Genomic DNA, 22,157 nt, shown 5'->3' with positions numbered 1-22,157 from the left:
GAGGGCGCCGAGAAGCGGCGTAGACATATCTTTGGGGTAGTGGTTCGGGCGCGTAGCGCCGAACCACTACCCGGTTCGAACCCCGCTCCCAGCAGGGGAGCGGGGCAGGGGGTGAGGGGTATTTTGAACAGGCGATGCCTTTATAAGGAATAAGCATGAACATTCACGACGAAGTGATCCTCGACGGCGAGTCGCTCACATTCAGCCAGGTGCTGGCGGTGGCGTACGGCCGGCCGGGCCACCCGCGCGTGGCCCTCGGCGAAACCGCCCGCGCCAGGGTCGCGCGCGCGGCCGACGCGGTGCAGACGCTGCTGGCGCGCGGGACGATCGCCTACGGCATCACCACCGGCTTTGGCGCCTTCAAGGACCGGATCATCGCGCCCGAGCAGGTCGAGCTGCTGCAGCACAACATCCTGGTAAGCCACGCCGTCGGCGTCGGCGCGCCGTTCGACACGCCCACCACCCGCGCGATCATGCTCATCCGCGCGAACACGCTGGCGCGCGGCCACTCGGGCATCCGCCCGGCAACCCTGCAGCTGCTGCTCGACATGCTCAACGCCGGCGTGCACCCGATCATCCCCTGCAAGGGCTCGCTCGGCGCCAGCGGCGACCTCGCCCCGCTCGCGCATATGGCGCTGCCGCTGATCGGCCACGGCCAGGCCGAGCTGGCCGGCGAGACGCTGCCGGGCGACGCGGCGCTGCGCCGCGCCGGGCTTGCGCCGATCGCGCTGGCGGCCAAAGAGGGCCTGGCGCTCACCAATGGCACCGCCGTGATGTGCGCGCTTGGCGTGCTCGAGACCGCGCGCGCCGAGCGGTATAGCCAGACGGCCGACATCGCCGGGTGCCTGAGCCTCGAGGCGCTCAACGGCACCGACCTGGCCTTCGACGCGCGCATCCACGCGCTGCGGCCGTTCCCGCGCCAGCAGGAGTGCGCGCGCTACCTGCGCGGCCTGCTGCGCGGCAGCAGCCTCACCCGCGAGCACGCCTCGACCAACGTGCAGGACGCGTACACGCTGCGCTGCATCCCGCAGGTTCACGGCGCCGTGCGCGACGCGATCGCCTACGCGCGCTGGGTGTTCGAGATCGAGCTGAACGCCGTGACCGACAACCCGCTGCTGTTTATCGACGAGGCCAGCGGCGCGATCGACGTGCTCTCGGGCGGCAATTTCCACGGCGAGCCGCTGGCGATCGCCATGGACTACCTGGCCTTCGCGGTAAGCGAGCTTGGCAACATCGCCGAGCGCCGGCTGATGCGCCTGACCGACGACAACTCGAACACCCACGTGCTGCCGGCGTTCCTGACGCGCGAGGGCGGGCTGAACTCGGGCTTCATGATCTTGCAGTACACCGCAGCCGCGCTGGCCACCGAGAACAAGGTGCTGGCGCACCCCGCCAGCGTCGACACCATCCCCACCTCGGCCAATGTCGAAGATCACGTGAGCATGGGCGTCACGGCGGGGCTGAAGCTGCGCGACGTGATCGACAATGTCGAGCACATTCTGGCGATCGAGCTCATGGCCGCCGCGCAGGGCATCGACTTCCGCCGGCAGGAGCTGGGCGAGGGGGCGCGGCTGGGGCGCGGCACCGCCGCAGCCTACGCGCTGATCCGCGGGCACGTGCCGTTCATCGAGCGCGACCGCGCGATGGCCGGCTATATCGAGGCGGTGCGCCAGCTCGTCGCCGACGGCTCGATCGTGGCCACGGTGAACCGCGCGATGGAGCGGGCGTAGCGGCGACCGGCGCGCTCGCCCGCTACGTGGTGCGTGGGCTGCGCGCCCCCCGGCCCCCCGCGCAGGAAAACCCTGCCGGTTTGGCTCGTTTCTCTTCCCCTCCCTGCAATCCCCTCAGTGGGTCATTCCGGGGCGCTGCGCCCCCGGCCCCCCGCGTCCAAAACCCTGCCGGTTTTCCTACAACCTTTCCGGCTGAAAGAAGGCCCTACCAAAGTCAACGTCATATGCTCATGCCTCGTGGCAAACCAACACCTGGTGTTGCGCCACGAGGCATGCGCCACCGAGCCCGAGCATATCGAGACTTTCTGTATGTGGGCCTGGCGCACAGCCCCCAGCTCACCCCGACCGGGAACAGGCGCGCACGATGCGCGCCCTACGGGAAGGCCGTGCCAGTGGCAACGTCAGGCGCGCATGCCTCCCGGCGCGGAGTGACGTGTCGGTTTGCCACGAGGCATGCGCCACCAGGGCTGAGCATATCGAGGCTTTCTTTATGGGGTCTGGGGCGAAGCCCCATCGCGGGGTGCAGGGGCGGGCGGCCGCCACTGCCGCGGGGCGCGGGGCCGCGTAGGCCCCGATTGCGTCCGGAGGGCGAAGTGCAGGGCACGGGAGCGCGCAGCTCCCGCATGCGCCCGGAGGGCGAAGCGCACGAGCGCCTAGCGCGCGGCGCGCGATCGCGCGGGCGCCAGCACGAGCGCCACGCCCAGCACCGCCAGGCCCATGCCGGCCAGCGCCAGCGCCCCCAGCCGCTCATTGAACAGCACAAACGCCTCGATCGCCGTGAGCGGCGGCACCAGGTAGAACAGGCTAGCCACGCGCGAGGCGGCGTTCTGGCGGATCAGCCAGAACAGCAGCAGGATCGCGCCGAGCGACAGCGCCAGCACCAGCCATAGCACCGTCGCGATCAGCGTGGCGCTCCACTGCACGCGCATGCTCTCGAGCGACAGCGCCAGCACCAGCATCACGGCGCTGGTAGCGAGGTACTGGATCGCCGACCCGCTGGTGAGCGATACGTCGGTGCAGAAGCGGCGCTGGTACAGCGTGCCGGCGGTGGTGCCCAGCAGCGCCACGCACGCCACCAGCATGCCGGCCGCGCTCAGCGGGTGGGCCGCGTCGCCGGCCAGCAGCTTCTCGCCCACCACCAGCCCCACCCCGGCGAAGCCCAGCAGCAGGCCGAGCCACTGGCGCGCGGCCACGCGCTCGCGCAGCAGCAGCTGCGCCACGATCGCCGTCAGGATCGGCTGGAGCCCGACCACCAGCGAGGTGACGCCGGCCGGCATGCCGAGGCGGATGGCCTCGAACACGCCGCCGATATACACAGCGTGCAGCAGCAGCCCGGCAACAACCACGTGCAGCACTTTGAGCGGCGAGCGCGGCCAGGGCGCGCGCAGCGCCAGCGCCAGCCCAAGCAGCAGCGTGGCGGCAAGGCCGAAGCGCAGCAGCAGCAGCGTAAACGGCTCGGCGTAGGGCAGGCCAAACTTCGCCCCGATGAACCCGGTGCTCCACAGCAGCACGAACACCACCGGCGCCCACGCCGCCAGCTGCGGGCGGCGCACGGCCGCGAGTGTGTCAGAGATCGCCAAATCGTTGCTCCGTTGGGGGCGCGGCACCCGCGCTCCCGCTTCCAGCGGTACTTGACTCTGTATTGAAGCGAACTTGGGGCTACCGAATGCGCCCAAGCACCTCGCGCGCGGCGCGCTCGCCCGACTCGATCGCGCCGTCCATGTAGCCATTCCACATCACGGCCGTCTCGGTGCCGGCCCAGTGGATCGGGCCGACCGGCTCGCGCAGCGCCGCGCCGTAGCGCGTCAGCGCGCCCGGCGGCAGGATGCCCACATAGCAGCCCTTGCTCCACGGCTCGCGCGCCCAATCCTGCTCGAGGTACGCGGCCGGCGCGGCGGCCTGCGGCCCAAAAAACGCCGCCAGCTGGTCGCACACCGCGCGGGCGCGCTCGGCCCGGCTGCGCTGGCCCCACTCGCGCGCGGCCTCGCCGAGGATAAACGCCACCAGCGCGCCGTGCGCCGCGTCGGCGGGGCTATCGTCGAACACCAGCCGCACGGGGCCATCGTCGCACAGCGCCTCGCCCGAGAGCCCGGCGTCGCGCCAGAATGGCCGCGGGTAGGCCAGCACGCACTTGATCACCTTGCCCATCGGCATTGCGCGCGCCAGCTCGGCGCGCGCGGGCGGCAGCGCCGGGCGGAAGCGGATGGCGCCGGCCAGCGCGGGAGGTATCGCCACGATCGCGGCGCTGGCGCGGTAGCGCTCGCCGCCCGCGCGCACCAGCACACCCCTGGCGCCGTGCTCGATCGCCGTCACCGGGCTGTTCAGCACCACCCGGTCGCCCAGGCGCGCGGCCAGCCGCAGCGCCAGCTGCTGCGCGCCGCCCTGCAGCCGATCCTGCTGCGCGCCGTTCTTGATCTCGCTGAGCCGCATCAGGCCGCCGCCCGAGCGCACGTAGAACAGAAAGAACAGCAGCGACAGCTCCTCGGGCTCGGCGGCGAAGATTGCGTTGATCGCGATGCGCAGCACCGCGCGTGCATCGGCGCGGCGGACATTGCGCCCCAGCCACTCGGCCACCGTCGCCGCGTCCCAGGCGGCGGCGCGCCGCGCGGCGGCCGGGTTGTCGCGCGGCACCTGTCGCGCCATCCAGTCGATCCGGCTGATCGCCAGCTGAAGCTCGGCCAGGCCCAGCAGCGGCAGCGAGGGGATGGTGTTGCGGTAGGTGCTGCGCCGCCCGCCCAGCGTCAGCACCTTCTGGCCGGCGTGGAACTGCGGAAAGGTCGGCACGCCCAGCTCGCGCGCCAGCTCCAGCACGCGCCGCTGCGTCGGGCCGACCCACTGCGCGCCTAGGTCGATCTGGTCGCCCAGCAGCGCGTGGCTCAGCGTGCGCCCGCCCACCCGGTCGCGCGCCTCGAGCACCACCACGCGCGCGCCCTGGCCTACCAGCTCGCGCGCGGCCACGAGGCCGGCCAGCCCCGCGCCCACCACCACCACGTCGGCGTCGCGCGCGCGGCCGAGGCGCCGCCTGATTGTTTGCAGCATGGCGTGTTCCTCTGTTATACCAACTTCGTTGGATCACTTTCTTAGGACTTACACAGTTGCGCTGTTCGGCTTTCCGAAGCCGTGCATACTGCCTGCGGCAGCACGGTACTTTTTGATCGTCGTGTGTGCGGTTGTTCCACGCTGTGCGCGGAACAACCGCATACCTCTACGGAAATGGGTACCGCTCTGCCGAAGGCTGAGCGCGCCAACTGCGTAGGTCGTATTTCTTTTTGCTATGCTCTGCCCGGCTTCGCCGAACAGGGCATAGCAAAGGGAGTGTTGGGGGCAGCTTCGCCGCCCCCGAGGCCCCACTTTTGACAGAAACCTGACGGCGCGAGTGTACCATGAAGGCGCGAAGATGCCAAAAAAAAGCGCCCCGCCGGCTTGCCGGCGGGGCGCGCGCGCATGCACTACTTGGCGATCGTCACCGAAGCAGTCATATTCCAGCGCAGCCGCGGATCCTGCTTGTCGAGCGCGATCGTCGCGGTGTAGGTAATATCGCCCTGCTTGCTCTCGCCGAGCGCGCGCAGCTTGCTGACCTTGCCGGTGAGCTTGAGGCCAGGCAGCGCGTCGAGCGTAATCGTCGCCGGGCTGCCCACCCGCACCGCCGCGATATTCAGCTCGGTCAGGTCGGTCGTCTCGATCTGCCAGGCGCCCAGATCGGCCACATAGGCCGCAGGCGCGCCGGGCGCCACGAACTCGCCCACCTTTACATCGAGCGCGGCCACGCTGCCGGCGAACGGCGCGCGCAGCTCGGCCTCGTTTGCGGCGGCCTGCGCCAGATCGCGCGCGGCCTGGGCGCTGCGCACCTCGGCCTCGGCCACCGCAAGGTCGCTCTTCGACGCGCCGGAGCGCAGCTTGTCGAGCGCGGCCTGGGCTTGGTCGACGGCGGCCTGGGCGGCGGCAAGTGCGCCGCTGCGCTGGTCGCCGCCAAGCTTATCGACCTGAGCCTTGCTGCTGGCCACCTGGGCGCGCGCCGCCGCGAGCGCCTCGGCGTCGACGCTGGAGCGCAGCTTGTCGAGCGCGGCCTGGGCCACCGCCACCTGCTGCTCGGCTGCCGCCACCCCGCTCACCTCGGCCTGGCGCGCGGTATCGAAGGCCACCTTGGCCTGCTGCACGCCGGCCTCGGCGCTGTGCATGCCCGCCTCGGCCTGCACGTAGGCGTCGTGGTACTGCTGGCGCTGCGCGTCGCCGAGCTTGTTCGGAATCTTCTTGCCGGTCTGCGGGTCGGTGCCGAGCCAGGGCGTGATCGGGTCCTGCCCGCTGTCCTGGGCGTACTGCCAGTTCTGCTGCGCCGTCGCATAGCTGGCCTGGGCCTGGGTCAGCGCGCTGCCGGCGCGATCGAGCGCCAGCTGGGCGTTGGTCTTCGCCGCCGAGAAGCCATCGCGCTGCGAGACGAGGTTGGCCTGGGCCTGCGCCAGGCCCGCCTGCGCGGCGTCGAGGTCGGCCTTGCGCGGACCGGCCTGCAGATCGGCGAGGCGCGCCTGGGCCTGCTGCAGCTGCGCCTGGGCTGCCGCCTGGTCGGCGGAGGTGACGCTGCCGCCCGACTGGCGCTGCTGGGCCTGCGCCAGGCGCAGCTGCGCTTCGGCCACTGCAAGGTCTTCGGCCGACGCGCCGGCGTGCAGCTTATCGAGCGTCGCCTGCACCTGCGCCAGCTGGGCCTCGGCCTGGGCCACTGCGGCCTGGGCGCGCGCCCGGTCGAGGCGCACCAGCGGCTGGCCGGCCTGCACGGCATCGCCCTCGGCCACTAGCACCTCGGCCACCACCCCGCCGGCCGGCATGCTGAGCGCCGCGCCGCGCACCGGCACCACCTTCGCCTCGGCCACCAGGTCTTCCTCGGGCGCAGGCGCAAGCGTCGGCGCCACCTGCGCGGCCTGGTCGGCGGCGCGCCCGCGCGAAAACGCCACGAACGCGCCCGCGCCCACCAGCAGCACCACCACCACCGCGATCCAGATCTTTTTCATAGCACACCTGGCATTCCAGCAAGATCCTTGCTCATCGTGCGAAACCAAGCTAGGGTGTACTCAGTTGGCGCGCTCAGCCTTCGGCAGAGCGGTACTTCCTCTTGTATCTGTGTGCGATTTTCCGCGCGACGCGCGGAAAATCGCACACAAAAGATGATCAAGTACCATGCTGCCGCAGGCAAAAAACGCTGGATAGCTCCCACAAGCACTACTCACTAGCGCAGCGCGCGCACAATATTCATGCGCGCGGCCTGGCGCGCCGGCACCAGCGCCGCCAGCACGCCCAGCAGCAAGCCGATCGCCGTCGCCGCCACCAGCCCGGCCGATGGGAACACATACTGCACCGGGTAGCCGACCGTACTCAGGCCCAGGATCAGCACGTAGCCAAGGTACAGCCCGGCCACCAGCCCGAACGCCGTGCCGATCGCCGCCAGCAGCAGCGCCTCGGCGATCACGATCCGGCGCACCTGCCGCCGCGTCGCGCCGATCGCCCGCAGCATGCCGATCTCGCGGGTGCGCTCGATCACGCCGATCGCCAGCGTGTTCAGCAGCGCGATCAGCGAGGGCATCGCCAGCACCGCCAGCAGCACGTACATCACCGCGAACGACGCGTTGAACAGCTGCTTGTTTTCTTCGAAGTAGCTCTTGCCCGACACCAGGCGGAACTGCGGGTAGTCTTTCAGAATGGCCTTGAGCTTCGGCTCGACCGCCGCGGCGTTGGCGCTGGGCGCGAGATTGAGCTGAATAAAAATATCTTCGCTTTTGCGGAAATCGCGCTGCAGGTTCGACTGCGCGATATACGCGGTTGGCAGCTTGGCGTTGAGGTAGTCGCCGGCGACCGCCAGCACCATGTAGGGCTGCTGGCCGGTGGGCGTATCGAGGCGCACGGTATCGCCGACGGCCAGGCCGGCCTGCGAGGCAAACACGCCATTCACGATCAGCGCGCGCCCGCGGCCAAGCGCGCCAAAGGCCGATCTCGGCTCGCCGGCCTGGAATGTCAGGCTCGCGACCTTGGGGTACGACTCGGGGTCGATGCCCAGCAGCGAGACGCTTTTGCCATTGGCCGAGGCCGCCGCGTAGCGCAGCGTGCTCACCACCGCCACGCCTGGCGCGTCGCGCAGACGGTCGGCCAGATCGTGCTTGGCGCCCAGGTTGCTGCGCCACACCCCCACCGACGGCGGCATGATCAGGTAGTCGCTGCCGAGACTTTTCTGCAGCACCCCCAGGAAACCGCCGGTCAGGCTCCAGATCATACCGCCCATCGCCACGATAATCGCCAGGCCGACCATGGTGGCGCTGGCGGTGATCGCGGCGCGCGAGGGCTGGCGCACCACGTTGCTCTGCGCCAGCTCGCCGGTGCCCTCGCGCGCCACCACCAGGGCCAGCAGGCGGCTGAACAGCGTGGCGATCGGGCGCACCAGCGCCGGCGCCACCAGCACCAGACCGAACAGAAACAGCAGCCCGCCCAGCCCGGCCAGGCGCGCGTTGTGCGAGAGCAGGCCCAGCAGCGAGCCTACCAGCAGCGCGGCGCCGGCACGAGTTCCCCGGCCCAGCGCGCCACCCTGCGGGGCCGGGGCGGGCGGCCGCAGCGCCTCGAGCGGCGACACCCGGCTGGCGCTCAGCGCCGGCAGCAGGCCGGCGAGCAGCGTCACGCCCACGCCCAGCAGCAGCGTAAGCCCGATCAGCTGCGGCTGCACCACCGGGCCGCCGATCGCCATGTGCAGGAAATCGCGGAACACCGAGCGCATCAGGATCAGCAGGCCGGCGCCCATGAGGTAGCCGAGCAGCATGCCGATCAGCGTGCCGGCCACGCCCTGCACCAGCCCCTCGGCCAGGATCAGCCCGACGATCGTCGCGCGGCTGGCGCCGATCGCGCGCAGCATGCCGATATCGTGGCGGCGCTCGGCGATAATCGTGCGGAAGGTGTTGAAAATAATGAAGCCGCCCATGAAAAGCGCCAGAAAGCCGAACACGCTAAACGCCACCCGCGACGTCTGCAGGCTGGTGAGCAGCTCGCTGCCGCCCGCCATCCCGCCCAGCGTGTAGTCGTCGCCGAGCGCGGCCGCGACCGCGCGCTGGGTCGCTTCGCGCTGGGCCTGGTCGGTGGTGTCGAAGTTGGCCTCGACGGTGTTGATGCGGTTCGGCAGGTCGAGCAGCTTCTGGGCCTCGTGCAGCGTCACCAGCACCTCTTCGTTGCCGGGGCGCGAGCGCGGCGGCATCAGGCCGACAACCCTGAGCGCCACGTCGCCGTCGGCGGTCGGCAGGTGCAGCTTGCCGCCCAGGCTCAGGCCCAGGCTCTCGGCCAGGTTGGCGGTGATCACCGTGGCGGCCTCGTCGCCGGGCCGCAGAAAGCGCCCGGATTTCAGCGCGTAGGTGCGCAGCGCCTGGGCCGCGTCGACATCAATGCCGGTGAGCGTCAGCGCGCCGAGCTGGGCGCGACCGTAGTAGCCGGCGGGGATGTTGACGGTGCGGCTGAGCGAGCCGGCCAGCGCGCGCACGCCCGGCACCGCGCGCACCCTGCCGAGCACCTCGCGGCCAAACGCCTCGCCATTCTTCTCGGTGACGGTCACGTCGACCTGGCCGGCGGCGGCCAGCACGTTCGCCTGAAACGCGGCCAGCATGGTCGGCAGCAGGATGTTCATGCCAAAGATCACCATCGTGCCGAACACGATCGCCAGCGTGGTGAGCGCGGTGCGCAGCTTGCGCCCCCACAGGTAGCGCATCGCCAGTGTAAGCTGTAGCCTGAGCATGGCCGGCCTCCTGACACTACACCAGCTGGCGTAACCGCGCGTTCACCAGGTCGGCGTTTGCGCCATCGCGCGCCTCGAGGCGCAGCGCGTCGGCGATCACGCCGTCACGCAGAAACAGCACCCGGTCGGCGTACGAGGCGATATGCGCGTCGTGCGTCACCATCACCACGGCGCGGCCCCAGTCGTCGGCGATCTGGCGCAGCAGCGCGGCGATCTCGTCGGACGAGCGCGTGTCGAGGTTGCCGGTGGGCTCGTCGGCCAGCACCAGCTTGGGCTCGGCCACCAGCGCGCGCGCCACCGCCACGCGCTGCTGCTGCCCGCCGGAAAGCTGGTCGGGCCTGCTGTTCAGGCGATGCCCGAGGCCGACCTTGCGCAGCCACTCGGTGGCCCTGGCGCGCGCCGTATCGGGCGGCGCGCCGTCGAGCGTCAGCGGCAGCGCGGCGTTGTCGATCGCGTCGAGCATGGGGATGAGGTTGTACGACTGGAACACAAAGCCGATCTTCTGGCGCCGCAGGCGCGTCAGGTCGTCGTCGGCAAGCTCGCCGATCGACTGGCCCTCGATCAGCACCCGCCCGCTGGTCGGCCGGTCGAGGCCGCCCAGCAGGTACAGCAGCGTCGACTTGCCGCAGCCGCTCGGGCCCATCACCGCCACAAACTCGCGCGCCTCGACGCTGAGGCTGGCGTGGTCGAGCGCCGTGACGGCCGCCTCGCCCGCGCCATACAGCCTGGTCAGGTTTTCGGCTTCGATCAGCGCCATGGTCGCACCGCCTACTGTTGTGACGCGCGTACTCGCGGAGGCTCTACCAGTGTTCTAGCCGCAATAAACATAGACATTCGCCACAAAGCCCCAAAGTCTCGAAGGCGCGCTGCTGCCGCATATTCTGTACGTCGGTGTGGCTTTGTGGCAATTTGAAATCTATTGGCTCTAGCCGCCCTCGGAAACATCGGCCCAGGCGCGCAGCGTCGCGGCGTCGGCGATCGCGAGCGAGCCGCTCGGCGCGCCCAGCACGCGCTCGATCGCGTCGGTGTACACCGCGATAGTCTGCTCCATGTTGTGGGCCTTGGCGGCGGCCGGCTCGTGCGCCAGCAGCTGCGCCGCGAGAATATCGCCAAAATCGTACGCCAGGTTCACCATCACCATGCCGACGTGCTCGGGGTAGGCCGCATTCAGCGCGCCCTCGGCCACGCCCTGCACCGCGATCGTGGCGAACAGCGGCGCCAGCACCTTCAGCGCCGCCGCGCGCACCTTCTGGCGCATGATCGCGTTGCTGTCGGCGTACCAGACGCCGAGCAGCTTGATCAGAAAGCTGCGCTGCTCGAGCTTCCAGCTGTTGCTGGTTTGAAAGAAGCGCTCAAACTTGGCGAGCGCCGTCAGCTCGGCGTCGTGCACGATCGGCAGCAGGCGCCGCTCGGCCTCGGCCAGCCGCCGCTCGACGAGCACCTCGAGCAGGGCGTGCTTCGAGCCAAAGTAGTGGTAGAACGCGCCCTTCGACATCTGCAGCGCGTCCAGGATGTCCTGGATCGACATCCGCTCGTAGCCGATCGTCTCGACCAGCCGCTCGGCTACGTCGAGGATCTCGCCGCGCCGCGCCGTGTATTCTTGCTCTTTCACCACCCGCGCCATCGCCGCTGCCCGTGCTATAAACCGACCGTCGGTTTGTTTTCGGGGCATAGTATACCGCGGCCACGCCAGGCTGTCAATGGCAGGGCTTCCGCAGCCAGGGCTCGTAAGGGGTTGCGCGAGGCGAGCGCCGCCTTGGTGGAAAAAAGAAGATCGAGTACCATGCGTATTCCCGGCGCCGGCACCGGCGCGGCGCGCACGAACGGCGCCGCTCTGCCGAAGGCAAGCCGCCGGCCGCCCAGGTTGTGCGCAAACAGAAAGAAACCGCCATGAACCCAATCGACCAGATCCTCAGCGAGCACGGGCTAATGATCCTCGACGGCGCGCTAGCCACCGAGCTCGAGGCGCGCGGCTGCGACCTGCGCGACCCGCTGTGGTCGGCGAAGGTGCTGATCGAGGCGCCGGGCCTGATCCGCCAGGTGCACGCCGACTACTTCGCGGCCGGCGCCGACTGCGCCATCAGTGCCAGCTACCAGGCCACGTTCGCCGGCTTCGCGCAGCGCGGCCTCGGCGCCGACGCGGCCGCCGAGCTGATGCGCCGATCGGTGCAGCTGGCCGCCGACGCGCGCGACGCCTTCTGGGCCACGGCAGCCAACCGCGCAGGCCGCCCGCGCCCGATCGTAGCCGCGTCGGTCGGGCCGTATGGCGCGTTTCTGGCCGACGGCTCGGAGTACCGCGGCGACTACGGCCTGAGCGCGAGCGAGCTGGCCGAGTTCCACCGGCCGCGCATGGCGGTGCTGGCCGGCAGCCAGGCCGACATCCTGGCATGCGAGACGATCCCATGCCTGCAGGAGGCCCAGGCGCTGGCCGAGCTGCTGGCCGAGTTCCCTGGCCGCCACGCCTGGATCAGCTTCAGCGCCCGCGACGGCGCGCACACCTGCCACGGCGAGCCGCTGGCCGAGTGCGCCGCCCTGCTCGATCGCTACGACCAGGTGGCGGCGATCGGCGTGAACTGCAGCGCGCCACACCACATCCCCGGCCTGATACGCGCGATCCGCTCGGCCAGCGCCAAGCCGATCGTGGTGTACCCAAACTCGGGCGAGGGCTACGACGCCGCCACGGGCGCGTGGGCTGGCGAGGGCGAAACCGGCGCCTACGCCGAGCAGGCGCGCGCGTGGCACGCCAGCGGCGCACGGCTGATCGGCGGCTGCTGCCGCACCGGCCCGCGCGAGATCCGCGCGATTGCCGAGTGGGCGCGGCGCTAGCTTCGCAACCGCCGCGCCACCCACCAGAAAATAGTGGGGGTTCGGGGCGGCTTCGCCGCCCCCGAAGCCTTTTCTTGTGCGGCGCCCGGCAAAGCCGGGCGCCGCACAAGAAAACACAAGTAATCAAACGGAGTTGGTATCAGAGAGGTTCTGACCACAGAAAAAGGAAAGCACAACAATGCAAAACGACTTCGCAATTCTGTTTGAGCCGGTGCAGATCGGGCCGGTGGTGGCGCCGAACCGCTTCTACCAGGTGCCGCACTGCAACGGGATGGGCCACCGGATGCCGCGCAGCCTGGCCGCCATGCGCGCGACCAAGGCCGCCGGTGGCTGGGGCGTGGTGTGCACCGAGGAGGTCGAGATCCACCACAGCAGCGACGTGGCGCCCTACAACGAAGGCCGGCTGTGGGACGACGGCGACATACCGGCTCTGGCGATCATGGCCGAGGCGGTGCACAGGCACGGCGCGCTGGCCGGAATCGAGCTGGTGTACAGCGGGGCGAACGGCAGCAACCTGTTCTCGCGCGCCACGGCGCTTGCCCCGCGCCCGATGGCGCTGATCAGCGGCAGCGGCTTCGAGCCTGGGCAGGCGCGCCGCGCCGACCGCGAAGACCTGCGCGCGCTGCGGCGCTGGCACCGCGCCGCGGCGCTGCGGGCCAAGCGCGCCGGCTTCGACATCGTCTACTGCTACGCTGGGCACGGCCTGTCGCTGCCGATGCATATGCTCTCGCGGCGCTTCAACGACCGAACCGATGAGTATGGCGGCAGCCTGGCCAACCGCGCCCGGCTGCTGCGCGAGCTGATCGAGGACACCAAAGAGGCAGTCGGCGACAGCTGCGCGGTCGCGGTGCGCCTGGCGGTCGACGAGCTGCTCGGCGACGATGGGATCACCCACCACGACGAGGGCCGCGCGATCGTCGAGCTGCTGGCCGAGCTGCCCGACCTGTGGGATGTGAACGTGAGCGACTGGAGCAACGATTCGGCCACCTCGCGCTTCGCCAAGGAAGGCTACCAGGAGCCCTACATCGCGACGGTCAAGTCGCTCACCAGCAAGCCGGTGGTCGGCGTCGGCCGCTACACCACGCCCGAGGCGATGGCCGCGGCGGTGCGGCGCGGGCTGGTCGATCTCGTCGGCGCGGCGCGGCCATCGATCGCCGACCCGTTCCTGCCCGAAAAGATCCGCGCCGGGCGGGTCGAAGATATCCGCGAGTGCGTCGGCTGCAACATCTGCGTCAGCGCCGACAGCAAGCTGGTGCCGATCCGCTGCACCCAGAACCCGACCATGGGCGAGGAGTGGCGGCGCGGCTGGCACCCCGAGCAGATCGCCCCGCGCAAGAGCGACGCCGAGGTGCTGGTGGTCGGCGGCGGGCCGGCCGGGCTTGAGTGCGCGCGGGCGCTTGGGCAGCGCGGCTACCGCGTGGCGCTGGCCGAGGCGCGCCGCGAGCCAGGCGGGCGGGTGCTGCGCGAGGCCCGGCTGCCCGGCTTGGCCGAGTGGCGCCGGGTGATCGACTGGCGCCTGACTCAGATCGGCAAGCTGGCGAATGTCGAGCTGTTCCCCGGCAGCCCGATGCGCGCCGCCGATATCCTGGAGGCCGGCTACGCCCACGTGTTCGTCGCCACCGGGGCGACATGGCGGCGCGACGGCGTCGGCCGGGGGCAGTGGCGGCCTATCGCCGGGCACGGCCAGGCGCACGTGCTGACGCCCGACGATATCATGGATGGGCGCGCGCCGGCCGGGCGGGTGCTGGTGTACGACAACGACCATTTCTACATGGGCGGGGTGCTGGCCGAGCGGCTGGCGCGCCAGGGCTGCCACGTCACGCTGGCAACCCCGGCGCCGCTGGTGTCGTACTGGGCGCAGTACACGCTCGAGCAGGAGCGCATCCAGCGCCAGCTGCTCGGGCTCGGCGTGGCGCTGGCGCCGCAGCACACGCTGCTGGCGATCGGCGCGGCCGGGGCCGAGCTGGCCGACGCATCAAGCGGGCGGGCGGTCGACCTGGACTGCGACGCGGTCGTGCTGGTGACCGACCGGCTGCCGAACGACGCGCTGTACCACGAGCTGCGGCCGGCGCTGGCCGATCGGCGGCTGCGCAGCCTGCGCCTGATCGGCGACGCCGCAGCGCCGCACATCATCGCGCAGGCGGTGTTCGCCGGGCACCTGGCCGCGCGCGAGTTCGAGGAGCCGGCGGCGGACGAGACGCCGTTTCGAGTCGAGCGGGCGCTGCTGGCTTAGCGCCGAAACCTTTCCAATACAGATGGCAGGGAGCGTTGCCACAAGGGCGGGAAGACTGGAAGATTTCAGAGCCAAGTATATAGGGTCTTCCCATCTTCTAGGATGGTATCCGTCTGCTACTGCTGGTAGACTCCACCCAGGAAAACACGACGAAAGGAGCACCCGATGCTGCGCTGACTGACGACGGCGAGCTTTTGGGCGGCCGACCTGGCGGCGGCGAAGCGTTGGTACGCCAAGCTGCTGGGCGTCGTGCCATGCGTTGAGGGCTGGGCTACGCCGAGTTTCGCCTGGGCGACTACCAGCACGAGCTTCGGGCTACCAGATAAACAGTAAGATCGATCCCGCGAGCAGCCCGCCCATCGCCAGGTTGAAGATCCGCGAAGCGCGCTCGCTACGCAGCAGGCGCTGGAGCGTGGCCCCGAACGCCAGCCACACGAAGCAGCTCGGCAGAGCGGCCAGCACAAACAGCGCGCCGAGCGTGAGCGACTGCGGCAGCGCACCGCCGGCCTGGGCTTCGAGGTACGTGCCTGCCGCGCTAGCGCACACCAGCCACGACTTCGGGTTGACCCACTGGAACGCGGCCGCCTGCCAGAAGCCGACCTGGCGCTGGCTGGCGGTCGCGTCGCCCCGGCCTGCGCTGGCGATCTTCCATGCCAGCCACAGCAGGAAGCCAACCCCGCACCACTTGAGAACAAGTATAATGGCCGGGCTGGCGAGCACGGCGCTGCCAAGCCCAAAGGCCACCAGGAACATCATTACGCCCATCCCGACCGTGACGCCAAACAAGCTCGGCAGCCCACGCAGCACGCCAACGCTCGCCCCGGTCGACGTCAGGATCAGGTTGCTTGGCCCCGGCGTGATCGCCGCGACAACTGCGAACAGTACAAAGGCAAGGGTGTGCTCGGCAGCCATGGCTCCTCTCTTTCGGCTCGGCAGCGCCAACGCAATCGGATTGCGCATCAGCCACGCCGCCAATCATAATGCGCGTGTTGGATGGCAGTTCAGATACGCCTTTCGTCGGACTTGTACCTCAGTAATTCCTTTGATATACTTCTTTTTAGATATACATCTATGGAGATTAACTTCAAAGGAGTATGCGATGGAAACGCAAGACTTCACCTTGTTATTGCAATTCCTCAAAGCCCTTGCCCATGAAAGCCGGCTCAAATTGCTCGGCTTACTGGCCGATCATGAATATAGCGTCGGCGAGCTGGCTGAGCTTCTCGATCTCAAAGAGCCGACGGTTTCGCATCATCTTGCAAAGTTACTTGACCTTGATCTGGTCCAGATGCGCGCTGAAGGCACGAGCCACCGCTATTGCCTCAAGCAGGAAACCCTCAAACGTATCAATCGCGAGCTTTTCACACCGGAACAGGTTGCCACAATTGCTGAAAATGTCGTGAGCGATGCCTGGGAGCGCAAGGTGCTTCAAACGTATCTCATCGATAACCAACTGACGAAAATACCGGAGACGCGTAAGAAGCGTGATGTTATTCTGAACTGGCTGGTTACGCGTTTCGAAACAGGGAGGCGCTATCCTGAAGCCCAAGTGAATACGATTATAAAGCAGTATCACCCTGATACGGCGACGTTGCGACGAGAATTGATTGGCAATAAGCTAATGCAACGCGAAAACGGTGTGTATTGGCGTGTAGAATCAAATACACAAGTCTAGGTGCAGAACCAGGGATCGTATGAAAAACGATCATAGCAGAGCCAGCGGCGTCGGTCTTGAACGATCGTGCACAGAGCACTCGGCCGGCTGGATGCGCAGCGCCGAGGCCGAGCACGGGGTCGAGCGCCTGGAGGCCTGGTTTCGCGGGCCGGCCTACCGCAAGCACCGCCACGACACCTACGCGATCTGCCTGACGACCACCGGCGTGCAGGGGTTCGACTACCGAGGCGCGGCCGAGATCAGCCTGCCGGGCCAGGTGGTGGTGCTGCACCCCGACGAGCTGCACGACGGGCACGCTGTCGGCGAGGTCGGGTTCGGCTACCGCATCCTGTATATCGATCCGGCGCTGATCTTCCAGGCAGCCCGGGCGATCTGCGGCCGCCCCTGCGCGCTGCCGTTTGTGCGCGCCCCGGTGTGCACCAGCCCCAGGCTGGCGGCGGCGATCGCCAGTGCGTTTCTTGACACGCGCGAGCCGCTGGCAGCCGACAGCCTGGTGCTGCAGCTGGCCGAGGGCCTGGTCGAGATCGACCCAAGCTGCGGCCAGGCCCGCGTCCCGCGCCGGCTCGACGTCGCCGCCGTGGAGCGGGCGCGCGAGTACCTCGACGCCGAGCGGGCGCGCGTGGTCGCCTCGGCCGAGCTGGAGACTGTGGCAGGGCTCAGCCGCTACGAGCTGGCGCGCCAGTTCCGCCTGGTGTGCGGCACCAGCCCCTATCGCTACCTGCTCATGCGCCGGCTGGACGGCGCGCGCCAGCAGGTGGCCGCCGGGCGCGCGCTGGCCGACACCGCGCTGGGAGCCGGCTTCGCCGACCAGGCCCACTTCACGCGCATGTTCAAAGCCGCCTATGGGCTCACCCCGGCGCGCTACCGTGCGCGGGTGTGACGGATGTTTCTGCACTTACCGCTGATCAGCGACTTCGCGTTGACGGCGTATGCTCCAGGCTCGCTTCCAGGGATGGTGTGCTGACTTCACTTCTGGCTCGAGCGGTCGCACGCGTGGACACGCCGGCGCTGGCGGTGCCGCTGCTCTCGCTGGCGCCTCTTTTCCCCGAGCTGCAGCGCGTGTCCGGCAGCGTGCCTGCCGGCGAGCGCTCACTTGGCGGCGCTGCTCTCGCTCAATCACCCTCCAGCACTCCTCCCAGCGGTCATTGCACACCGCATTCCGTAGCGCCAGAAGCGGATTGACGTTGGCCTCGGCCCAGTGCATCCCTGCGCCTTTGAGCCGGTCTTCGACCACCAGCTTGTTCGCGCTCTCGACCATTCCGCTGCCAATCGGCCAGCCTTCCGCGACAAACCGTGGGTAGTCCATCTGCGCCTGCCGGCTTTCCAAATACGCCAGGCTGCCGGCCACTTCGCTGGTGTCCGGCACTGTCGCCACCAGCGCGCGCAATTGCGGCAGCACCACAGCCGCCCCCTGCTCCTTCAGCGCGTGGCGCATCTCCACCAGTTGCGGTGCCGACAACAGCGGCCCGTTTGCTCCGCTGCTCTGGGCGATTGCACTCAGATATTCCGCCGCGTGAGCGAAATCCAGAATACGCAGCGCCTCACCATAGTGCAGATCGGCAAAGGACTGACACCACAGCGCTCCATCGGCGACTACCCCAACCTGGCGTGCGCCTTCCAGTCCGCGTCGGTGCAACTCAAGGGTCGCCAGTTCGCCAAAGCGAGCGCTGTCGGTTCGGCGCGAGAAGTAGGACAGCTTGGTGGTGTGTACAACCGGGCCATCGGCGGTCTTCTGAGGCGGCTGCACCTCGCCGACCGCGAGCGTGCGCACCTCGGTCCACTGCCCGTGAACGAGCGGGACCATGGCGCCATCGACGCTGAGCAGCAAGCGGTCCGGTGCACAGGGCGGCGCGGGTTGCTCACGCAGGATGCGTTCTGCTTCGCGTGTCTCGTAGGCGACCACCATCGCACCGGCAGCTTCCGTATGCGCTCGCGCGGTATCGGAATGGATCTGGGCACCGGTAAACCAGGCCAGCTCCTTAGCAGCTTTCGCGAATGAGGGGATATGGGTGCTGAGCCGAACCAGCGCTTCGTGCAGTCGTGGGGTCAAGCGACCTGGCAACAACCCCAACTCGTCATCGAGGGGGGAAAAGGCCCGTGCCGCAGGCAGGGCAGGTGCCGTAGGAACGCGCCAGGTTCAAGGATTGGCCGCCGTGAGTTTGGAGCGTGCGTGTGTCAGTGCCACGGAGGCGAAGCGGCTGGCCGCAATCTGGACAGGTCGGCTGCTGGCCCTCTGCTGTTGCCGCCCAGTTGGCGGCCGCACTGGCGAGCGCCATATCTTCGAGCATACGCGCTCGGACGCGCGCCCAGCGGGTATCTAGTTCGTCCTCGATTTCGCGGAGCGTGGCTTTGGGATGCGCCTGGCGCCATTCGCGCATCCCGGCCAGAATCTCCTCAGTCATCCGATGCCAGGTGTGCTCGTCAAGCGGGTGATTCATCGCATCGCTCCTAGAGAAAACGTGTCGCGACCTCATCCTACCACCTGCAAGACTTTCCGTCACACCCACCGTGCGCTGAGCATTTGACCAAACGTACGACCGCGTTTATACTCTCGGGCGTTCCACCCCGCACAAACCGAGCGCCGACGACGGCACGCGCCCACTGGCTGGCAGCGCGTGCTTAGTGCTTTCTGGAGGTTGGCGATGTTTCTCACCCCGCGCGAACAAGAGAAGCTGCTGATCTATGTCGTCGCCGACCTGGCGCGCCGCCGCAGGGCGCGCGGGCTGCGCCTGAACGTCGCCGAGGCTACCGCGCTGATCAGCGAGGCGCTGCTCGAGGGCGCGCGCGACGGCAAAGGCGTGGCCGAGCTGATGGAGCTGGGCCGCCACGTGCTCTCGCGCGACGACGTGATGGACGAAGTGCCGGCCATGCTGCCGGTGGTGCAGGTCGAGGCTACCTTCCCCGACGGCACCAAGCTGATCTCGTGCCACGACCCGATTGTATAAGTTTAGGGCTTACGCAGCTGGCGCGTTCAGCCTTCGGCAGAGCGGTACTATATCTATTATCGTATGCGGTTTTTCCGCGCGGAAAAACCGCACACAAAACCTTGCCGCCGCAGGCTCAATCTCGTCGCTTGAGCAAGCCGTATCACACAAGTGTGCCTAATACTATGCGGGAGGAAACAATGGCAGGCAACACCGGCCGCTACCTGCTGCGCGATGAGCCAGTCGAGATCAACGCCGGCCGCCGCACCACGACGGTCAGCGTCAGCAACACTGGCGACCGGCCGATCCAGGTCGGGTCGCACTTTCACTTCTTCGAGGTCAACCGCGCGCTGAAGTTCGACCGCGCCGCCGCGCTAGGGATGCGCCTGAACATCGCGGCCGGGCTGTCGGCGCGCTTCGAGCCCGGCGACACGCGCGAGGTCGAGCTGGTGGAGCTAGGCGGCCTGCGCCGCGCGCTTGGCTTCAACCGCCTCGCCGAGGGCAGCACCGCCACCGAGGGCGGCACGCGCGACGCGCTGCGCCGCGCCCGCGAGCAGGGCTTCACCGAGTAGCGCGGCGCACCAGAACGGAGCGTTGCCAATGGCGACAACCACGCGCCGCGCGGCCGGGCTGGCCGCCGCGCTGCTGAGCTTGCTGTGGGCCGCGCCGGCGCTGGCCTGCACGCCGCCGCCGGGCGGGCTGCCGCACTACACCATCGCGCAGCGCGTCGCCGCAGCCGACGTAGTGCTCGAGGGCATCGTCGACAGCCTGGCGACCACCAGCATCCCCGACGATACCGCGACAATCAGCGTGCTGCAGGTGTTCAAAGGCAACCAGCCCGGCAGCGTCACGATCGTCGGCTTCGGGCCAGGCTCGCTGTGCCGCTCGTCCGTGCAGGTGGGCCAGCACCTGATCTTTTTCGCGCGTGTTACCGCGAATGGGCTGCAGGCGAGCTACATGGGCCAGTTCGACGCGACCGAGCCGGCCAACCAGGACACGATCGCCCAGGTGATCGCCGCGCTGAACCTGGCGCCGCGCGCCTACCTGCCGCTGGCGTCGTCGTTCGCGGCGGCGGGCGCAGGCCCACCGAGCGCCCCGGCGCCAGGCGCCGCGCCGCTGCTGGCCGGATCGGCCGCGCTGGCGCTGCTGGCGGGCGTGGCATGGCGCCGCCGCAGGCCGGCGTAGCATAAGAGCCTACCTGAACAGCGGCGCATCAAAGCATCAGTTTCGCCGCGTCTACCGTGCCTTGAAGCAAAGGAACTCGCATGGCCCGCATACCCCGCAGCCAGTACGCCGCGCTGTATGGCCCCACCACCGGCGACCGCGTGCGCCTGGCCGATACCAACCTGCTGATCCAGATCGAGCGCGACCTGCTGACCCACGGCGACGAGGCGGTGTTCGGCGGCGGCAAGACCATACGCGACGGCATGGCCCAGCGCGCGTCGGCCACCAGCCGCGCCGGAGCGCTCGACCTGGTGATCACCAACGCGATCGTGCTCGACGCAGTGCTGGGCGTAGTGAAGGCCGACATCGGCGTGAAGAGCGGCCGGATCGTCGCACTCGGCAAGGCCGGCAACCCGGATACCATGGACGGCGTGCACCCGCAGATGGTGATCGGCCCGGGCACCGAGGTGATCGCCGGCGAGCACCTGATCGCCACCGCCGGCGCGATCGACAGCCACATCCACATGATCGCGCCGCAGCAGGTGTACGAGGCGCTCTCGAACGGCATCACCACCATGATCGGCGGCGGCACCGGCCCGGCCGACGGCACCAACGCCACCACCGTCACGCCCGGCCCCTGGTACATCGCGCGCATGCTCGAGGCCGCCGAGGGCCTGCCGGTGAACTGGGGCCTGCTCGGCAAAGGCAACGCCAGCTCGCCCGAAGCGCTGCGCGAGCAGATCGAGGCCGGCGTATGCGGCCTGAAGGACCACGAGGACTGGGGCACCACGCCGGCGGTGATCGATGCCTCGCTGCGCGTGGCCGACGAGTACGACGTGCAGGTGGCCATCCACACCGACACGCTCAACGAGAGCGGCTTTGTCGAAGATACGATCTCGGCGATCGGCGGGCGCACCATCCACACCTACCACACCGAGGGCGCCGGCGGCGGCCACGCGCCCGACATCATTAAGATCGCCGCGCTGCCGAACATCCTGCCCTCCAGCACCAACCCAACCCGCCCATACACCGTCAACACGCTGGCCGAGCACCTCGATATGCTGATCGTCTGCCATCACCTCAACCCGGCAATCGCCGAAGACGTGGCCTTCGCCGAGAGCCGCATCCGCAAAGAGACCATCGCCGCCGAGGATGTCCTGCACGACCTGGGCGTGATCAGCATGTACTCGTCGGACTCGCAGGCGATGGGGCGGGTGGGCGAGGTGGTGACGCGCGCGATCCAGACGGCGCACAAGATGAAGGAGCAGCGCGGCCCGCTGCCCGACGACACCGCCGAGCACGACAACGCGCGCGTGCTGCGCTACCTGGCCAAGCTGACGATCAACCCGGCGCTGGCCCACGGCATCGCCCACGAGGTCGGCAGCCTCGAGCCGGGCAAGCTGGCCGATATTGTGCTGTGGGACCCGGCCTACTTCGGCGCGAAGCCCAAGATGATTCTGAAGGGCGGCATGATCGCCTGGGCCGCGATGGGCGACCCGAACGCTTCGATCCCCACGCCTCAGCCGGTGTTCTACCGCCCGATGTTCGGCGCGCACGGCCGGGCGCTTGGTCGCACCTGCGTCAACTTCATGTCGCAGGCGTCGATCGACCTGGGCGTGCCCGAGCGGCTCGGGCTGACGCGCCGCGCCGTAGCGGTGAAGCACTGCCGCAGCGTCGGCAAGGCCAGCCTGGTGCGCAACAGCGCCATGCCGCGTATTGATGTCGACCCCGAGACCTACCAGGTGTTTGTGGATGGCGAGCTGGCCACCTGCGAGCCGGCCGAGCGGCTGCCGCTGACTCAGCTGTTCTATATTGTGTGAGGCGCCGCCCGAAACAGGGCTTGTTGTCGCAG

At 68.9% G+C, this 22,157-nt stretch carries 19 protein-coding genes and 1 pseudogene; 10 read left to right on the top strand and 10 right to left on the bottom strand.

The window, feature by feature from the left end; translation table 11 throughout:
- Positions 1–155 precede the first annotated feature (155 nt).
- On the top strand, positions 156–1,730 hold the full coding sequence (gene hutH / locus U0177_RS10805) for a histidine ammonia-lyase (protein WP_409570637.1): 1,575 nt from the start codon (positions 156–158) through the stop codon (positions 1,728–1,730).
- A gap of 653 nt (positions 1,731–2,383) precedes the next feature.
- Here the strand turns inward: hutH and U0177_RS10800 are convergent.
- From U0177_RS10800 to U0177_RS10770, 7 genes are all read right to left on the bottom strand, one after another.
- A complete protein-coding gene (locus tag U0177_RS10800; RefSeq protein ID WP_409570636.1) occupies positions 2,384–3,310 on the bottom strand; it encodes a DMT family transporter in 927 nt (308 codons plus the stop codon).
- Between the two features lie 79 nt (positions 3,311–3,389).
- Positions 3,390–4,769 carry a flavin monoamine oxidase family protein gene (locus U0177_RS10795; protein WP_409570635.1) on the bottom strand — a complete coding sequence of 460 codons (1,380 nt, stop codon included), beginning with the start codon at positions 4,767–4,769 and terminating at the stop codon, positions 3,390–3,392.
- Between the two features lie 410 nt (positions 4,770–5,179).
- The gene (locus tag U0177_RS10790) at positions 5,180–6,733 is read right to left on the bottom strand and encodes an HlyD family efflux transporter periplasmic adaptor subunit (protein WP_409570634.1); all 1,554 of its coding nucleotides are present in this window, start codon (positions 6,731–6,733) and stop codon (positions 5,180–5,182) included.
- A gap of 215 nt (positions 6,734–6,948) precedes the next feature.
- Entirely contained in the window at positions 6,949–9,483 is a 2,535-nt protein-coding gene (locus U0177_RS10785) for an FtsX-like permease family protein (protein WP_409570633.1), read from the bottom strand.
- A gap of 16 nt (positions 9,484–9,499) precedes the next feature.
- Positions 9,500–10,240, bottom strand: a complete 741-nt coding sequence (locus U0177_RS10780) for an ABC transporter ATP-binding protein (RefSeq protein WP_409570632.1) — start codon at positions 10,238–10,240, stop codon at positions 9,500–9,502.
- Positions 10,241–10,408: 168 nt separating this feature from the next.
- Positions 10,409–11,095, bottom strand: a complete 687-nt coding sequence (locus tag U0177_RS10775) for a TetR/AcrR family transcriptional regulator (RefSeq protein WP_409570631.1) — start codon at positions 11,093–11,095, stop codon at positions 10,409–10,411.
- Between the two features lie 26 nt (positions 11,096–11,121).
- Entirely contained in the window at positions 11,122–11,406 is a 285-nt protein-coding gene (locus U0177_RS10770; RefSeq protein ID WP_409570630.1) for a hypothetical protein, read from the bottom strand.
- On the opposite strand from U0177_RS10770, the gene mmuM reads away from it, so the two are divergent.
- The 3 genes and pseudogenes from mmuM to U0177_RS10755 all read left to right on the top strand — a co-directional run.
- The gene (mmuM, locus tag U0177_RS10765; RefSeq protein WP_409570629.1) at positions 11,374–12,309 is read left to right on the top strand and encodes a homocysteine S-methyltransferase; all 936 of its coding nucleotides are present in this window, start codon (positions 11,374–11,376) and stop codon (positions 12,307–12,309) included. The two genes, U0177_RS10770 and mmuM, sit on opposite strands and share 33 nt — an antisense overlap.
- 178 nt (positions 12,310–12,487) lie before the next feature.
- The gene (locus tag U0177_RS10760) at positions 12,488–14,542 is read left to right on the top strand and encodes an NAD(P)-binding protein (protein ID WP_409570628.1); all 2,055 of its coding nucleotides are present in this window, start codon (positions 12,488–12,490) and stop codon (positions 14,540–14,542) included.
- A gap of 177 nt (positions 14,543–14,719) precedes the next feature.
- A pseudogene (locus U0177_RS10755) lies at positions 14,720–14,853 on the top strand (VOC family protein); the annotation flags it as partial.
- Between the two features lie 4 nt (positions 14,854–14,857).
- Here U0177_RS10755 and U0177_RS10750 read toward each other — a convergent pair.
- Entirely contained in the window at positions 14,858–15,454 is a 597-nt protein-coding gene (locus U0177_RS10750; RefSeq protein WP_409570627.1) for a LysE family translocator, read from the bottom strand.
- Positions 15,455–15,641: 187 nt separating this feature from the next.
- On the opposite strand from U0177_RS10750, the gene U0177_RS10745 reads away from it, so the two are divergent.
- Positions 15,642–16,217, top strand: coding sequence for a metalloregulator ArsR/SmtB family transcription factor (locus U0177_RS10745; RefSeq protein WP_409570626.1), 576 nt, complete (start codon positions 15,642–15,644; stop codon positions 16,215–16,217).
- Positions 16,218–16,236: 19 nt separating this feature from the next.
- Positions 16,237–17,097, top strand: coding sequence for an AraC family transcriptional regulator (locus U0177_RS10740; protein WP_409570625.1), 861 nt, complete (start codon positions 16,237–16,239; stop codon positions 17,095–17,097).
- Positions 17,098–17,112: 15 nt separating this feature from the next.
- Here the strand turns inward: U0177_RS10740 and U0177_RS10735 are convergent, their stop codons facing one another.
- Together U0177_RS10735 and U0177_RS10730 are read right to left on the bottom strand one after the other, a co-directional pair.
- Entirely contained in the window at positions 17,113–18,267 is a 1,155-nt protein-coding gene (locus U0177_RS10735) for an ISKra4 family transposase (protein WP_409570624.1), read from the bottom strand.
- 25 nt (positions 18,268–18,292) lie between these two features.
- Positions 18,293–18,655, bottom strand: a complete 363-nt coding sequence (locus U0177_RS10730) for a hypothetical protein (RefSeq protein ID WP_409570623.1) — start codon at positions 18,653–18,655, stop codon at positions 18,293–18,295.
- A 204-nt stretch (positions 18,656–18,859) separates the two neighbouring features.
- Between U0177_RS10730 and U0177_RS10725 the strand changes: the two genes are divergently transcribed.
- From U0177_RS10725 to ureC, 4 genes are all read left to right on the top strand, one after another.
- Positions 18,860–19,162 (top strand): urease subunit gamma, encoded by a 303-nt coding sequence (locus tag U0177_RS10725; protein WP_409570622.1) that lies wholly within the window; start codon positions 18,860–18,862, stop codon positions 19,160–19,162.
- A 179-nt stretch (positions 19,163–19,341) separates the two neighbouring features.
- On the top strand, positions 19,342–19,713 hold the full coding sequence (locus U0177_RS10720; RefSeq protein WP_409570621.1) for an urease subunit beta: 372 nt from the start codon (positions 19,342–19,344) through the stop codon (positions 19,711–19,713).
- A gap of 28 nt (positions 19,714–19,741) precedes the next feature.
- Positions 19,742–20,326 (top strand): hypothetical protein, encoded by a 585-nt coding sequence (locus U0177_RS10715; protein WP_409570620.1) that lies wholly within the window; start codon positions 19,742–19,744, stop codon positions 20,324–20,326.
- A gap of 80 nt (positions 20,327–20,406) precedes the next feature.
- Positions 20,407–22,125 (top strand): urease subunit alpha, encoded by a 1,719-nt coding sequence (gene ureC / locus U0177_RS10710; protein ID WP_409570619.1) that lies wholly within the window; start codon positions 20,407–20,409, stop codon positions 22,123–22,125.
- The last annotated feature ends 32 nt before the right edge of the window (positions 22,126–22,157 follow it).

The organism is Kouleothrix sp. (assembly GCF_046328425.1).
In the GTDB taxonomy this organism is placed as follows: Bacteria; Chloroflexota; Chloroflexia; order Chloroflexales; family Roseiflexaceae; genus Kouleothrix.
This window is presented reverse-complemented; position numbering and strand designations above follow the sequence as displayed.